Origin of the sequence: Pseudomonas sp. IPO3749, assembly GCF_013386605.1 — a bacterium.
Lineage (GTDB): Bacteria > Pseudomonadota > Gammaproteobacteria > Pseudomonadales > Pseudomonadaceae > Aquipseudomonas > Aquipseudomonas azotoformans_A.
In genome coordinates this window covers 14,813-27,139 of record NZ_JACARN010000119.1, presented here as the reverse complement: position 1 = coordinate 27,139, position 12,327 = coordinate 14,813, and the positions used below count along the sequence as shown (strand labels likewise).

Genomic DNA, 12,327 nt, shown 5'->3' with positions numbered 1-12,327 from the left:
CCCCACCCCGCCGAACACCACCGGCGCCAGCGCACCACCCCCGATGGTGCCGGTGTAGAACACCGCAAACGCCTGCTCCCGCTTCCCCGCGCCCGCCAGGTCCGGCACGGCACCGTACAGCACCGAAGACGTACCGTTGAGCACCAGGCCCAATAACGGCAGCATCGCCATCAACCCGGCCAGCGGCACATACACGGCGGCAACGATCAGCAACACGGTGCTGGTTTCCGTTAGCCACACGGTTTTCATCATGCCGATGCGCGCCCCCAGGTAACCGCAGAGCAATTTGCCGAATGCGCCCCCGATAAACAACAGCGTCAGGGCCAGGCCAATACCGGCAGTGCCCGCGCCTTTGGCTTGCAGCAGAAAGGGCAGGAAGGTGAGAAAGCCCATGCGTACGGCGCTGTCGAGGGTGCCTGTGAGAATCAAGGCGCGCAGGCCGGTGACGGAGCCACTTCCGCTGAAGGATTTGGTGTGTTTTGTTGAGATGGATTCGGATGCTTTTGCAGGAACCAACCACCACAGCAACCCCGCCGCTGCCAAGCCGAGCAACCCCAGCAACGTCGCGCTGGCACGCCAGCTGATGACGGTGAGCAGCAACCCAATCAAGCCCGGAATCAGCGTTTTGCCGATGTCGCCGGAAAAGTTGTACTGGGACAGCGCCTGCTTGATTCCGCCACCGCCCTCGTAGGCATCGCTGATCATCGAAGAGGCCAGCGGGTGTTGGGTGCTGGCGCCCAATCCACCTAACAGAAGTGCCAGCAGCAACATCACCCATCCAGTGGCTTGGCCCACCATTAGATAAGCCGCACCGGCAAGTGCTGTGCCGCCCACCAGCATCAATACCCGGCCCCAGCGTTTCGCGGCGCGGCTGGCCATGAGTTGGAACACTGCCATCATCCCGGAATAGGCACCGCGTAACAGTCCGATCTGGGCGTAGGACAGCGCAAACTGCGCCTGCCAGATTGGGAGTAGCACGTAGATGACATCGGTAAGGCCATCATGCACGGCATGGGCGCTGCAGCCGGCGATCAAGGTACGGCGGCGGTTTGAGGTGTCGTTCATGGCGTCGCGATCAGTTGAGGTTTAACGGGCTTCCAGCCAGTGAGCGCGATCAACAAGGTCAACACCTGGAAGGCAATAATCAGCACCACACACCCGGCCCAGCCCCAACGCTCCCAGATCAACGCCGGGACAATCGCACCGCAACTGCCGCCCAGGTAGTAACAGGTGAGGTACACGCCCACGGCGCCTGCTTTGTTGTCACCTGCGGTCGCGGTGGTGAATGCGTTGGCCGCCGCCTGGGCCAGGAACACGCCAGTCGAGCTGAGGGCCAGGCCTGCAACGATGCACCACAAAGAGGGCAACAGCGTCAGCGCGGAGCCGGTAATACCCAGCACCGCAGCCACGCTCAGCAGTTCAGCATGTGGCCGGGCCTTGCTGAGGCGGCCGGCGATGGGAATTACGATCAGCGCCAGCAGGAACACCATGTACAGCGTGCCCAACGCCGCAGGCCCCAGGCTGAACGGCGGTAATCCGAGATACAAACCTGCGTAGGTAAACGCCGCCACCTGGGAAAACAGCACGCAAAAACCTACCGCGTAAGCGGCCAATAAAGGCTTGCGAAAAACCGCCGAAAACGCAGTTTCAACCCTCACGGAGCGCGCACGGCTGACCGGCAACAGGAACTGGATAAACCCACCCACCATCAGGCTTAACACCGCCAACATCTCAAACGCTTCGCGCCAGCCCACGTACTCTGTCATCACGCCCGTGACGAAGCGCCCGGCAAACCCGCCCAACACCGTCCCGGCCACGTAAAGGCTGGTGACCTCCGTGACCGTGCCGCCACGCCAGCGGTCGCCGATATAAGCCACGCTGGTGGCGAACACCACCGGAATCAGCATGCCCTCCACAAAGCGCCACACCAGCACCTCGGCAAAGCTGTCGGCATAGGCTGTCATCAACGCTGGCACCGCCAGCAACAACGCCGCAGCGCTGATCACCGTGCGTTGCTCAAAGCGCCCGGTCAGCCGGCTGACGAAAGGCGCAGTGATCGCCACCGCCAAGGTCGTCACGGTGATACTCCACCCCGCCGCCTTGGCGCTGATGTGAAACTGCGCGGCGAACGTCTGGAGAATGCTCTGGGTGGCATACAGGTTGAGAAACGCCGCGCAGCCACACAGGAACAGGGCAAGACGGGCACAATGCAGGCGCGGTTTCATGAAACCTCTCGTTTTATTTTGTGAGGTCTTTATAGAATGGCCGGCAGGTCTAGAACCAATACCGATTTCGGACCGATCGATACCCAAGGATCAGGATGCTCGACCTACGCAAGCTGCGTTACTTTCTGACGGTCGCCGAGGAATTGCACTTCGGCCGCGCGGCCATTCGCCTGCACTTGGCGCAGCCGCCGCTGACACGCCAGATCTCGGCGCTGGAGACCGAGTTGGGCTTCAAGTTGTTTGATCGCACCAGCCGCACGGTCAGCCTCACCGCGCAAGGCCGCTCGTTCCTGCCCTACGCCCGTGGTGTGCTGGAGCAGGTTGAGTTGGCGCAAGTGATCGCCGGCAAACTGGCGGCGGGCACTGCGGGGCAACTGACGCTGGGGTACGTGAGTTCGATCGCGCTGTCGGACCTGTTCAGCCAGGCGATCCAGGCGTTTGCCCTGCGTTTTCCCGATGTGCAATTGACCCTGGTGGAATGCGCCTCCGGCAGCCTGGGTGCGCAGGTGGCAGATGGGCGGCTGGATATCGGCTTGAGTCGCCTGTTACCGCAAGGCGAAGCGGTGCAAGCGCTGTCCCTGGGCGAAGAAAGGCTGGTGGCCGCCGTGTCCAGTGAGAGCCCGTTGGCTCGCCAGGCAAGCGTCAACCTGGCGCAGCTCAGTGCCTACCCGTTGATCCTGTTTCCGGCGGACTATGGATCGGGGCTCAACCAGTCCATCGAGCAGCTTTATCGGCATCACGGCCAGCCTTTGCGCCCAGGCCCGACCGGCCGGCAGATCACGTCGATCATTGCGCTGGTGGCCGCCGGACAAGGTGTGGCGTTGGTGCCGGCATGTACGCAGAGCTTGATGAATAAAGGCGTGACGTACCGGCCGCTGGCGGAAGTGGATGCGTGTGCGCAACTGTTAGTTCTTACCCGAAAACAAGAACACAACTTATTGATCCAAGCCTTTATGAATGTCATAAATGGAGTGATACAGCCTAGATAGCGTATTTAAAGGTTCTAAAAGAGCCCTCGTACGTCTCTATCTGTCGTTCACTATGAAAGGATGCGATCGCGTTGATTACCAAGCTTTGGTGGTTAGTACCCTTTTGAGGGTAGATTTTAAAGTGCTGCAACAGGAAAGGTAACGATGCTCCTACTCAAACCCAGCCATTCAAGACGCCCCGCCTACAAGGTGATCGGCCTGGTACTGATCCTGCCGCTGATGATCTCGTTGATGAGGCTGGGTGGAACGGGTGTGCTGTTAGCCCTTGGGACTTCAGGCTATGGCGTCTGGTTCGCGGTTCGGTACGCCAGTACGGGGCTGAAGGTGACGGCGATGGTGATCACGTTGCTCAATATCCTCTCAACGGTGTTGCTATCGATGCCCTCGGTGTTGATGGCCCTCGGTTACATCGCGTGGTTGTTCGCTTATCCGGCGTTCTCGGAGTGGCTCTACTGGCGGCGCTGAATTTGATCGCAAGAAACGTAGTTTGCCGATCAGCGCTCCACTCTAGACTCCCACTACACCCACCTTCAGGAGCCCGCTCATGACCTACGAATACAAACTCATGCCCTCCCCGGTCGGCCAACTTACCCTGGTGGCACGCGACGGCAAACTCAGCGCCATCCTGTGGGAAACCGAGCGCGCCAACCGTGTACGCCTGGGTGAATTGTACGAAGCGCCTGAAAGCCCGGTGCTGGTGGAAACCCAACGCCAGTTGCAGGAGTATTTCGCCGGCACCCGCAACCATTTCGAGCTGGAACTGGATTTCGCCGGCACTGACTTCCAGAAACAAGTCTGGCAGGCGCTGCTAACGATTCCCTTCGGCGAAACCCGCAGCTACAGCCAGATCGCCCAGCAGATCGGCAACCCGAAAGCCGTACGCGCAGTGGGCGCCGCCAATGGGCGTAACCCCATCTCGATCATTGCGCCGTGTCATCGGGTCATTGGCGCGTCAGGCGGGTTGACCGGCTTTGCGGGAGGCTTGGAGGCCAAGCAGTATTTGCTTGCGCTGGAAGGTACAGGCCAGGCTGAATTGGCGTTCTGAAGGCCCTCAGCAAATGTAAAAAGAAATTTCAAAGAATCCCTGCGGTCCATTATTTCATCACCCCCTTCCAAGGAAAACGGTCATGAAATTCTCCGCAGTCTCCCAATCCCTGTCCCGTTGGGCCGGCAGCCCGCGCACGTTCTACGCGGCGGTGGCGTTGATCCTGGCGTGGAGCCTGAGCGGGCCGTATTTCCACTACAACGATACGTGGCAACTGATCATCAACACCTCGACCACCATCATCACGTTCCTGATGGTGTTCCTGATCCAGAACACGCAAAACCGCGACAACGACATCCTGCATATCAAGATCGATGAACTGCTGCGCGTGTCCAAGGATGCACAGAATGCCGTACTCAGCCTGGATGGCCTGGATCGCAAGGAACTGGAAAAACTGCGCCAGGAATACCGCAGCATCGGCAACACCGGCACGGTGAGCCTGAACAGCAGCTGCGGTCATGCTGCCGACGATGCGGCACCGACCAAAACCGATTTGAACCAGGCATAAAAAACGGCGGTTGGATCTGATCCAACCGCCGTTTTTTTATTTCAGATGACGAACTTAACCGTCGCCTTGATGACCTTTACCGTAAGTCGATGCCAAGGCCCGAGCCTTCTGCAAACGCTCTTCCAGCTTGGGCAGCGTCTCGTCGACCAGCGCTTTTATTTCCGGCACATCCGACGCCGCGCCTTCCTGTTTGAACAGCGCGATGGCGTCTTCATTTTCCTTCACTTGCTGCGCGGTGTAGGCCGCATCAAACGAGTCGCCGTCCTTGAGTTCGGGCATCAGGGTTTCGGCTTTGTCGACGATCTTCTCGCGCGGCGCCACCGGCAGGTCGAGCTTCTTGGCAATGGCCGCCAGGTGCTGGTTGGCCAGGGTGCGCTCGTTGATCACCTCGATGGTGTAGTCCTTGATCTCCTGGGACGAGGTCTTGGCGTGGGCCATGCGACTGGTTTCGATATCGGCCATACCCTTGGCCGAAGCCTGCTCGATGAATTCAGCAGGCGACTGGGCGAAAGCATTGCTGGCGCCGAGGCCCAGCAGCATCGCGAAACTGGCGGTGCGTAACCGGATAGCCATGCGGCTCATGATGGGTTCCTCCAGGCTGAAAATAAGGGCGGGGGAACACACCCCGCCCTCAATTCGAATTTTCAGGGCGGCAAAGGTTTAGAAAAAACTCGCCAGTGCGACGAACGGTCATCGTCAAATCAAGCGGGTTTGCTGCCAAACAGGCCCGGCAACGCGTGCGCCAGGGCATTGATGGCGAAGCCGATAAACATCACACCACAGAGCTTGGTGATCAGGATTTCATGGCGTTGATACACCGTACGCACCCTCTGCGCGCCGACCACGCCGATCAGGATCGCGTAGGCCAGCAGGCCGCCGACGAAGCTCAGGAAGATCAGCGACGGCAGCATCGACCAGGTCAGCAATTCGGCACGGCTGGACAACAACGCCGTAAACGTCGCCACCGCCACCGGGTACGCCTTGGGGTTGGTCAGGCCGAACAGGATGCCGTGCCAGAACGGATGCCGCGCCGCGCCCTGAGGCGCATCACTGCTGCGACGCTGGGTACGGATCGCGCGCCAGCCGAGCCAGAACAGGTACAGGCCGCTGAGCACGCCGAGCACATCAAACGCACTGCTGCCCACTTCCCGCGCGCCGACGATGGCGATCAGCGCCGTGGAGCACCACACCACATCCCCAAGCAGATGCCCGCACAAGAAACCCGCACCGGCCCGACGACCACGGGCGGCACCGATACCAAACACGGCCAACACCCCAGGCCCCGGGGTAATACCGTAGATGAAACCTGAAGCGAGTACGGCGAGCAGCAAGGATGGGGTCATGGGCGCGACTCAAACGGAGGGTTAAGAGGTAAACAGATTCTGCACGTTCCCGTGCTACGGGTAAAACTTCATTCCGGCATAGGGCTTGGCGCGACAGGCTTGCAGCCGTGAGGCCAGGTCACCGACGTGGGCTTCGAGCTTGTGACCATCGGGGTCGAGAAAATAGAACGAGGCACCTTCACTGCGGTTGTCGCGCCATTCTTCTGCCTGCGCCGCTCGCAGGCGCTCTACGCACCGGGTGAAATCAGCCGCAGCCACGGTAAACGCGTAATGGGTGTAATCGGTCGCCGGCTTCGAGTCACGCCGTGGATCAAGCGATAAACATAACCAGAGCCCCGGCAGTGAGAGATAGGCGCCGGAGTCCCAAGTGGCGTCCAGGTGAAGTTGCAGCAGCTCATGGTAGAAGCGGATGCTGCGCGGCAAGTCGGTGACGGCCAGGGTCAGGTGGTTGAAGCCTGAGAGCATGGATACTCCTTTTACAATCAGAACGCCCCCTGACGAACGGGGGAAACCAGGGGCACGGTGACAATGTAGTATGTTGCACTACATGTCACTACAACGAGGTCGTCATGTCTGTCATGTCCCTACGTATACCGGAAGATATCGCCGATACGCTTGCCAGTCTCGCCAAGGCCACCGGGCGCAGCAAATCCTTTCTGGCGGTTGACGCATTACGCGAATACCTCACGCGCGAAGCCTGGCAAATTGAGGAAATTCAAAAAGCGCTGAAAGAAGCGGATGCGGGCGATTTCGCTACCGCTGCCGAGGTAGAAGCTGTCGCTGACAAATGGCGCACTAATGCAGGTTGAGTGGCTGAGGGCAGCCCTCAGGAACCTTGACGATGAAGCCGCTTATATTGCTGAAGAAAATCCAAAAGCGGCCCACGAATTTGTCCAGGCAATCTTGACTGGGCTCCAACAGATTGCTGAATTTCCAGCGATGGGAAAAGAGGGACGCGTGCCAGGGACTCGCGAATGGGTCGTGCCTAGATGGCCCTACATTGTCCCGTATCGCATCCGAGAGGGCCGATTGCAAGTGATGCGGATCTTCCATACCCGGCGCCAGCCACCCGCATCCTGGTGATGAAGGCTCAGATTTGTAACACCCCCTGCACCCGCCCAATCAACCATTGCAACCCCGAATCCCCACCCCGCCGTGCATGCCACGCCAGCTCGAACGCAAACGACGGAATATGAAAGGGCGGTGGTACCGCCAGCAAATGCGCGTGATCAATCTCCAGCAAGCCTCGGGAAGACACGGTCAGGATCAAGTCCGTGCCGCGGATCAACTGCGGCGCCACGCCCCAGTGCGGCAGGCTGATCGCCACATGCCGACGCTCCCGAATCGCTGTCAGCGCCCGCTCGATTTCCGGCGTGCCGCTGCCGCGCATTTCCAGCAATACGTGGGGACGTGACAGGTAGGTGGGCAGATCCAGTGTGCCGCTTGCCGCAAGGCTGTCGCGGTCCACTAGACAGGTGTAGTGCTCTTCGAACAATGGCGTAGTCCGCAGTTCGGCGGGCATGTCGGGGAACACGCCCGCCGCCAGGTCGATATCGCCATTGAGCACCCCGTCCACCATGCCCTCACGGCTGGCCTGGATGATTTGCAGGTCGATACCCGGCGCTTCGCGGCGCAGCACTCGCACCAGGTCGGGTAGGAAAATCGCCGCGCTGTAGTCAGACATCGCCACGCGAAACCTGCGCTTGGCCGACGCCGGGTCAAAGCGATTCGGCGCCAGCAAGGCCTGCACCTGGGCCAGGGCCTCGGCCAGTGGCGCGGCCAACTCCAGCGCGCGGGCAGTTGGCACCAGGCTGCCGCCTTGGCGCACCAGCAGCGCATCACCGAGCAGGTCACGCAAACGCGCCAGCGCGTGGCTGACTGCCGGCTGGCTCAGGTGCAAACGCTCAGCCGCACGGGTGACGTGTTGCTCGCTGAGCAAGGCGTCGAGGATCACCAGCAGGTTGAGGTCGATGCGGCGCAGATCATTCATCAGCTGCATGCTCGGCATAAGAACTTGGAATTTAAATTTGCGTGACGAATAGCCTAGAGTCCAGCAAAACCTCTGGGAGATTCGACATGACTACGCTGCATTGGGTGGGTTTATTGGCGCTGGCGGTCATCGCCGGCGCGGTGGTGCCGTTTCAAAGTGCGATCAACGCCAACCTCGGACGCGGCCTCGGCCATCCGCTGTGGGCCACGCTGGCGTCGTTGCTGGTGAGTATCATCGTGTTACTGCCGGTGATTCTGGCGCTGCGCCTGCCGCTGCCGAGCCTGGCGTTTATCAGCAAGGCGCCGCTATGGATGTGGGCCGGTGGCGCGTTTGGCGTGTGTTTTATTTCCCTGGCGTTGATGCTGTTGCCCAAGCTCGGCGCCTCGGGATTTATCGCGCTGGCCATGGCCGGGCAGATTCTGGCGTCGCTGGTGCTGGATCACTTCGGCCTGTTCGGCCTGGTGGAACGCCAACTGACAACGCCCCGCGTGCTGGGGGCGTTGTTGTTGATCGGCGGCGTGGTGTTGATTCAGTTCAGCGCCACACCGGCCCGTGCGTTGGCAACCGCTGGCTGATCAGCCTTTATCGAGGGTGCGCAGTTTTTGCGGCAGGCCCCACAACAGCAACGCCGCCGCCAACAGCGCGCACACACCAATCACATACAGCGCCGGCGTAGTGCTGCCGGTGAGGTCCTTGATCCGCCCGACCATCACCGGGCTGACAATGCCACCAAACTGGCCGAGGGTATTGATCACCGCAATACCACCCGCCGCGCCGGCGCCAGCTCCGGCCAGCAACTTGGGTGGCAGGGTCCAGAAGGTCGGGATCGACGCGATGATGCCCGCGCCCAACATACCCAGAGCGATGATCAGGAAGGTGGTGTGATCGGCAAAAATACCGGCACTGAAGAAGCCCACCGCCCCGAGCACCACCAGGCCACAGACAAACTTGCGACGCTCGCCCGTGGCATCCGACAGCCGCCCGATCACCACCATGCTGATGGCGCCACACACATAAGGAATCGCCGTGAGCAGGCCGATCATCACCGGGCTCTGGGTGCCGGCGCTGCGGATCAACTGCGGCGCCCAGAAGTTGAGGCCGTAGGACGCCACCTGGATCAGGAAGTAGATGAAGCCGAGCATCAGGAACCCAGGAATACGGATCGCCGACAGCAGCGAGCCCCCGTGCTGGTTCGGCTCATGCTTGGCGATGCGGCTCGACAGCAAGGTCTTCTCCGCCGCCGTCAGCCAATGGGCGTCTTCGATGCGGTCCTTGAGCAAGGTCAGCACCAGGAAGCCCAGGCCGATGCACGGCAAGCCGCCGAGCAGGAACAACCAGTGCCAGCCGCGCATCTGGAAGACACCGTCGAGGTGTTCCAGCACCAGGCCGGAAAACGGTGCGCCCACCAGGCCCGCAAAGGCCGAGGCCAGGAACAGCATCGAGGTGATGCGCCCACGGAAATGCTGCGGGAACCATAAGGTCAGGTAATACAGTACACCTGGGGCAAAACCCGCCTCCATCGCGCCGATGATGAAGCGCAGGCCGTAGAACTGCCACTCGGCGGTAACAAACACCATGGCCGCCGTCGCCAGCCCCCACGACATCATGATCCGCGCAATCCAGCGCCGCGCGCCGACCTTGTACAGCATCATGTTGCTCGGCACTTCGAAGATCACATAACCCACCACAAACAGCCCGGCACCGAGGCCATAGGCGGTGTCGCTCAGGCTCAGGTCCGCTTGCAGTTGGAACTTGGCAAAGCTGATGTTGATCCGGTCAAAAAACGCGAACAGGTAGCACACCATGATCAGCGGCATCAGGCGCCAGGCGACCTTGCTGACCAGGGCTTTTTCGGCATCGATTTCAGCGGCCGGGCGCGCGCCGGCCTCCAACGTATTAGTGCTCATGGTTTCTCTCCAGCGGGCTGCTCACAGGCGCCCGATTGTTTTTGTTGTCTGGTGCGGTGTTACAGCGTGGCGATGTAGGCAGGCGGTGGATGCAGATCGCAGTTGCGTCCGGCCTTGGCCACCTGGCCAGGCAGTTCGTGTCCCAACAAGGCCGGCAAGCGGCGAGACATGTGCAGTAAGTGCGGCAGGTCGATACCCGTATGAATCCCGACTTCATCACACAGGTTCACCAGGTCTTCGGTACAGATATTGCCCGACGCCCCCGGCGCAAACGGGCAACCGCCCAAGCCCCCCAGCGCTGCGTCAAAACGCCGGGCGCCGGCTTCATAGGCGGCCAGCACATTGCACAACCCCAGGCCGCGAGTGTTGTGGAAGTGCAAGGTCAAATCGCTGGCGGACACACGCTCCAGCACGCGTTTGACCAGGCGTGCCACCTGACGCGGGTTGGCCATGCCAGTGGTGTCCGCCAGGCTGATACCCTGGATGCCCAGCGCTTGATACGCCTCGACAATCTGCAACACGCGGTCTTCATCAATCTTGCCTTCGAACGGGCAACCGAAGGTGGTGGCGATGCTGCCGTTGAGCCTTACCGGGTAATCGCGGGCAAAACTGACGATGTCATCAAACGCCGCCAAAGACGCCTCGCAACGCATGCGCATATTGGCCAGGTTGTGGGTCTGGCTGGCAGACATCACCAGGTTCAGTTCATCGGCGCGGGACGCGATGGCACGCTGTGCGCCCTTGAGGTTGGGGATCAACGCTACGTAGATCACACCCGGCCTGCGCTCGATGCCCTGGAACACTTGCTCGCCATCACGCAACGCCGGAATGGCCTTGGGCGAGACGAACGAACCGGCTTCGATCCGCGAAAAACCGGCGAGGGACAGCTGGTCGACCAGGGCGATCTTGTCGGCCGTCTCGACCCAGGTCGGCTCGATCTGCAGGCCGTCGCGCGGCGACACTTCCTGCACGATCAGTGCGTCGGAATAATCAGTGATCATTGCACCACTCCCGAGGTTTTCAGGCGTTGGATATCGGCGCCGGTGAGGCCCAGGCTGCCGAGGATGTCGTCGGTGTGCTGGCCCAACGTCGGGCCCTGCCAGTTCACGCCGCCAGGGGTTTGCGAGAGTTTGGGCACGATGCCCGGCATCTTCACCGACACACCGCCGGGCAGCTGGGCAGTGAGCAACATGTCACGCGCCTGGTAGTGTGGGTCGCTGACGATATCGGCCACGGAGTAGATACGCCCGGCGGGTACTTCAGCGGCTTCCAGGGCACTCAGCACCGCCTCGATGGGCAGGCTGCTGGTCCAGTGGGTGATCGCGGCGTCGAGCAATCCACTCTTGGCGGCGCGGCCATCGTTGTGGGCGAATTCGGGTGCTTCGGCCAGGTCGGCACGGCCGATGGTGTGCATCAGGCGCTTGTAGATCGGGTCGCTGTTGCCGGCGATCACCACATAGGCACCGTCGGCCGTCAGGTAGGTGTTGGACGGCGCAATGCCCGGCAAGGCGCCGCCGCTGCGTTCGCGCACATGGCCAAGCATGTCGTATTCCGGCACCAGGCTTTCCATCAGGTTGAACACACTTTCGGCCAGCGACACATCCACAATCTGCCCATCGCCCTGCCCCGTCTTGACCCGCAGCAGCGACATCAGCGCGCCGATCACGCCGTGCAACGACGCCAGGGAATCACCCAGGCTCACGCCCACTCGCGCCGGCGGCGAATCCGGGTTGCCGGTGGTGTAGCGGATACCGCCCATGGCCTCGCCGATGGCTCCGAAACCCGGACGGTCGCGGTAAGGGCCGGTCTGGCCGTAGCCGGAGATACGCACCAGCGTCAGCTTGGGGTTGAGGGCATGCAGCACATCCCAACCGAGGCCGAGTTTCTCCAGGCCACCGGGCCGCAGGTTTTCGATCAACACATCGGCGTCGACGAGCAGTTGCTTGATCAGGTCCAGGCCTTCCGGCGACTTGAGGTCCAGCGCCAGCGACTTCTTGTTGCGCGATTGCAGGTACCACCACAGCGACGTGCCTTCATGCAGCTTTCGCCATTTGCGAAGCGGGTCGCCCTGGCCCATGGCTTCGATCTTGATCACCTCGGCGCCAAACTCGGCCATGAGCCGGGCGGCGAACGGCGCGGCAATGAGGGTGCCGATCTCGATCACCTTGATACCGCTCAGGGGAGCCGTCATGGGGTGTACCTCTTATTCTTGGAATGTGATGCCAAGACTAGAGGCCAGGTGCAGGAGAAATCCAACCGTCAGTTGGCAAGGAGCGTTCGCTAAACGCGAACACTGTAGTGAGCGGGCTTGCCCCGCTCA

General features: G+C 61.1%; 16 protein-coding genes. 7 read left to right on the top strand and 9 right to left on the bottom strand.

Translation table 11 applies throughout. From position 1 onward, the window contains the following. Window positions 1-1,065, bottom strand: a 1,065-nt coding sequence (locus HX812_RS30680) for an MFS transporter (protein ID WP_178949148.1), incomplete at its 3' end; no start/stop codon positions are given. Beyond that, a complete protein-coding gene (locus HX812_RS30675; RefSeq protein ID WP_038842354.1) occupies window positions 1,062-2,225 on the bottom strand; it encodes an MFS transporter in 1,164 nt (387 codons plus the stop codon). The genes HX812_RS30675 and HX812_RS30680, both read right to left, overlap by 4 nt. 95 nt (window positions 2,226-2,320) lie before the next feature. Here HX812_RS30675 and HX812_RS30670 point away from each other — a divergent pair, with 95 nt between their 5' ends. The 4 genes from HX812_RS30670 to HX812_RS30655 all read left to right on the top strand — a co-directional run bounded on the left by HX812_RS30670 (window position 2,321) and on the right by HX812_RS30655 (window position 4,767). Further along, the gene (locus HX812_RS30670) at window positions 2,321-3,214 is read left to right on the top strand and encodes a LysR family transcriptional regulator (RefSeq protein ID WP_038842349.1); all 894 of its coding nucleotides are present in this window, start codon (window positions 2,321-2,323) and stop codon (window positions 3,212-3,214) included. A 144-nt stretch (window positions 3,215-3,358) separates the two neighbouring features. Continuing rightward, on the top strand, window positions 3,359-3,679 hold the full coding sequence (locus HX812_RS30665; RefSeq protein WP_038842347.1) for a hypothetical protein: 321 nt from the start codon (window positions 3,359-3,361) through the stop codon (window positions 3,677-3,679). Window positions 3,680-3,758: 79 nt separating this feature from the next. Then, window positions 3,759-4,259 (top strand): methylated-DNA--[protein]-cysteine S-methyltransferase, encoded by a 501-nt coding sequence (locus tag HX812_RS30660; RefSeq protein WP_028619316.1) that lies wholly within the window; start codon window positions 3,759-3,761, stop codon window positions 4,257-4,259. Window positions 4,260-4,341: 82 nt separating this feature from the next. Continuing rightward, window positions 4,342-4,767, top strand: a complete 426-nt coding sequence (locus HX812_RS30655) for a low affinity iron permease family protein (protein WP_038842343.1) — start codon at window positions 4,342-4,344, stop codon at window positions 4,765-4,767. A gap of 54 nt (window positions 4,768-4,821) precedes the next feature. On the opposite strand, the gene HX812_RS30650 is transcribed toward HX812_RS30655, so the two are convergent. From HX812_RS30650 to fos, 3 genes are all read right to left on the bottom strand, one after another. After that, the gene (locus HX812_RS30650) at window positions 4,822-5,349 is read right to left on the bottom strand and encodes a DUF4142 domain-containing protein (protein WP_016975135.1); all 528 of its coding nucleotides are present in this window, start codon (window positions 5,347-5,349) and stop codon (window positions 4,822-4,824) included. A gap of 119 nt (window positions 5,350-5,468) precedes the next feature. Next, window positions 5,469-6,110, bottom strand: coding sequence for a LysE family translocator (locus tag HX812_RS30645; protein ID WP_033902680.1), 642 nt, complete (start codon window positions 6,108-6,110; stop codon window positions 5,469-5,471). A 54-nt stretch (window positions 6,111-6,164) separates the two neighbouring features. Next, on the bottom strand, window positions 6,165-6,575 hold the full coding sequence (gene fos / locus HX812_RS30640) for a fosfomycin resistance glutathione transferase (RefSeq protein ID WP_038842340.1): 411 nt from the start codon (window positions 6,573-6,575) through the stop codon (window positions 6,165-6,167). Between the two features lie 104 nt (window positions 6,576-6,679). On the opposite strand from fos, the gene HX812_RS30635 reads away from it, so the two are divergent. Both HX812_RS30635 and HX812_RS30630 read left to right on the top strand, forming a co-directional pair. Beyond that, entirely contained in the window at window positions 6,680-6,919 is a 240-nt protein-coding gene (locus HX812_RS30635) for a CopG family ribbon-helix-helix protein (protein WP_038842337.1), read from the top strand. Further along, window positions 6,909-7,193, top strand: coding sequence for a type II toxin-antitoxin system RelE/ParE family toxin (locus HX812_RS30630; RefSeq protein WP_025855368.1), 285 nt, complete (start codon window positions 6,909-6,911; stop codon window positions 7,191-7,193). The genes HX812_RS30635 and HX812_RS30630 overlap by 11 nt, the downstream gene beginning before the upstream one ends. 7 nt (window positions 7,194-7,200) lie before the next feature. On the opposite strand, the gene HX812_RS30625 is transcribed toward HX812_RS30630, so the two are convergent. Next, entirely contained in the window at window positions 7,201-8,118 is a 918-nt protein-coding gene (locus tag HX812_RS30625; protein WP_038842334.1) for a LysR family transcriptional regulator, read from the bottom strand. Between the two features lie 68 nt (window positions 8,119-8,186). Between HX812_RS30625 and HX812_RS30620 the strand changes: the two genes are divergently transcribed. Then, entirely contained in the window at window positions 8,187-8,675 is a 489-nt protein-coding gene (locus tag HX812_RS30620) for a DMT family transporter (protein ID WP_038842331.1), read from the top strand. Here the strand turns inward: HX812_RS30620 and HX812_RS30615 are convergent, their stop codons facing one another. The 3 genes from HX812_RS30615 to HX812_RS30605 are packed head-to-tail and all read right to left on the bottom strand — an operon-like array spanning window position 8,676 to window position 12,198. Next, entirely contained in the window at window positions 8,676-10,007 is a 1,332-nt protein-coding gene (locus HX812_RS30615) for an MFS transporter (protein ID WP_038842328.1), read from the bottom strand. Window positions 10,008-10,066: 59 nt separating this feature from the next. Then, window positions 10,067-11,008, bottom strand: coding sequence for a hydroxymethylglutaryl-CoA lyase (locus HX812_RS30610; RefSeq protein ID WP_038842325.1), 942 nt, complete (start codon window positions 11,006-11,008; stop codon window positions 10,067-10,069). Beyond that, the gene (locus tag HX812_RS30605; RefSeq protein WP_038842322.1) at window positions 11,005-12,198 is read right to left on the bottom strand and encodes a CaiB/BaiF CoA-transferase family protein; all 1,194 of its coding nucleotides are present in this window, start codon (window positions 12,196-12,198) and stop codon (window positions 11,005-11,007) included. Before HX812_RS30605 ends, HX812_RS30610 begins: the two co-directional genes overlap by 4 nt. Window positions 12,199-12,327 lie beyond the last annotated feature (129 nt).

Excerpts from the sequence above, each read along its gene's own strand:
- HX812_RS30675 (WP_038842354.1), bottom strand. The coding sequence starts at position 2,225 with ATGAAACCGCGCCTGCATTGTGCCCGTCTTGCCCTGTTCCTGTGTGGC.
- HX812_RS30670 (WP_038842349.1), top strand. The coding sequence starts at position 2,321 with ATGCTCGACCTACGCAAGCTGCGTTACTTTCTGACGGTCGCCGAGGAA.
- HX812_RS30665 (WP_038842347.1), top strand. The coding sequence starts at position 3,359 with ATGCTCCTACTCAAACCCAGCCATTCAAGACGCCCCGCCTACAAGGTG.
- HX812_RS30660 (WP_028619316.1), top strand. The coding sequence starts at position 3,759 with ATGACCTACGAATACAAACTCATGCCCTCCCCGGTCGGCCAACTTACC.
- HX812_RS30655 (WP_038842343.1), top strand. The coding sequence starts at position 4,342 with ATGAAATTCTCCGCAGTCTCCCAATCCCTGTCCCGTTGGGCCGGCAGC.
- HX812_RS30650 (WP_016975135.1), bottom strand. The coding sequence starts at position 5,349 with ATGAGCCGCATGGCTATCCGGTTACGCACCGCCAGTTTCGCGATGCTG.
- HX812_RS30645 (WP_033902680.1), bottom strand. The coding sequence starts at position 6,110 with ATGACCCCATCCTTGCTGCTCGCCGTACTCGCTTCAGGTTTCATCTAC.
- fos (WP_038842340.1), bottom strand. The coding sequence starts at position 6,575 with ATGCTCTCAGGCTTCAACCACCTGACCCTGGCCGTCACCGACTTGCCG.
- HX812_RS30635 (WP_038842337.1), top strand. The coding sequence starts at position 6,680 with ATGTCTGTCATGTCCCTACGTATACCGGAAGATATCGCCGATACGCTT.
- HX812_RS30630 (WP_025855368.1), top strand. The coding sequence starts at position 6,909 with ATGCAGGTTGAGTGGCTGAGGGCAGCCCTCAGGAACCTTGACGATGAA.
- HX812_RS30625 (WP_038842334.1), bottom strand. The coding sequence starts at position 8,118 with ATGCCGAGCATGCAGCTGATGAATGATCTGCGCCGCATCGACCTCAAC.
- HX812_RS30620 (WP_038842331.1), top strand. The coding sequence starts at position 8,187 with ATGACTACGCTGCATTGGGTGGGTTTATTGGCGCTGGCGGTCATCGCC.
- HX812_RS30615 (WP_038842328.1), bottom strand. The coding sequence starts at position 10,007 with ATGAGCACTAATACGTTGGAGGCCGGCGCGCGCCCGGCCGCTGAAATC.
- HX812_RS30610 (WP_038842325.1), bottom strand. The coding sequence starts at position 11,008 with ATGATCACTGATTATTCCGACGCACTGATCGTGCAGGAAGTGTCGCCG.
- HX812_RS30605 (WP_038842322.1), bottom strand. The coding sequence starts at position 12,198 with ATGACGGCTCCCCTGAGCGGTATCAAGGTGATCGAGATCGGCACCCTC.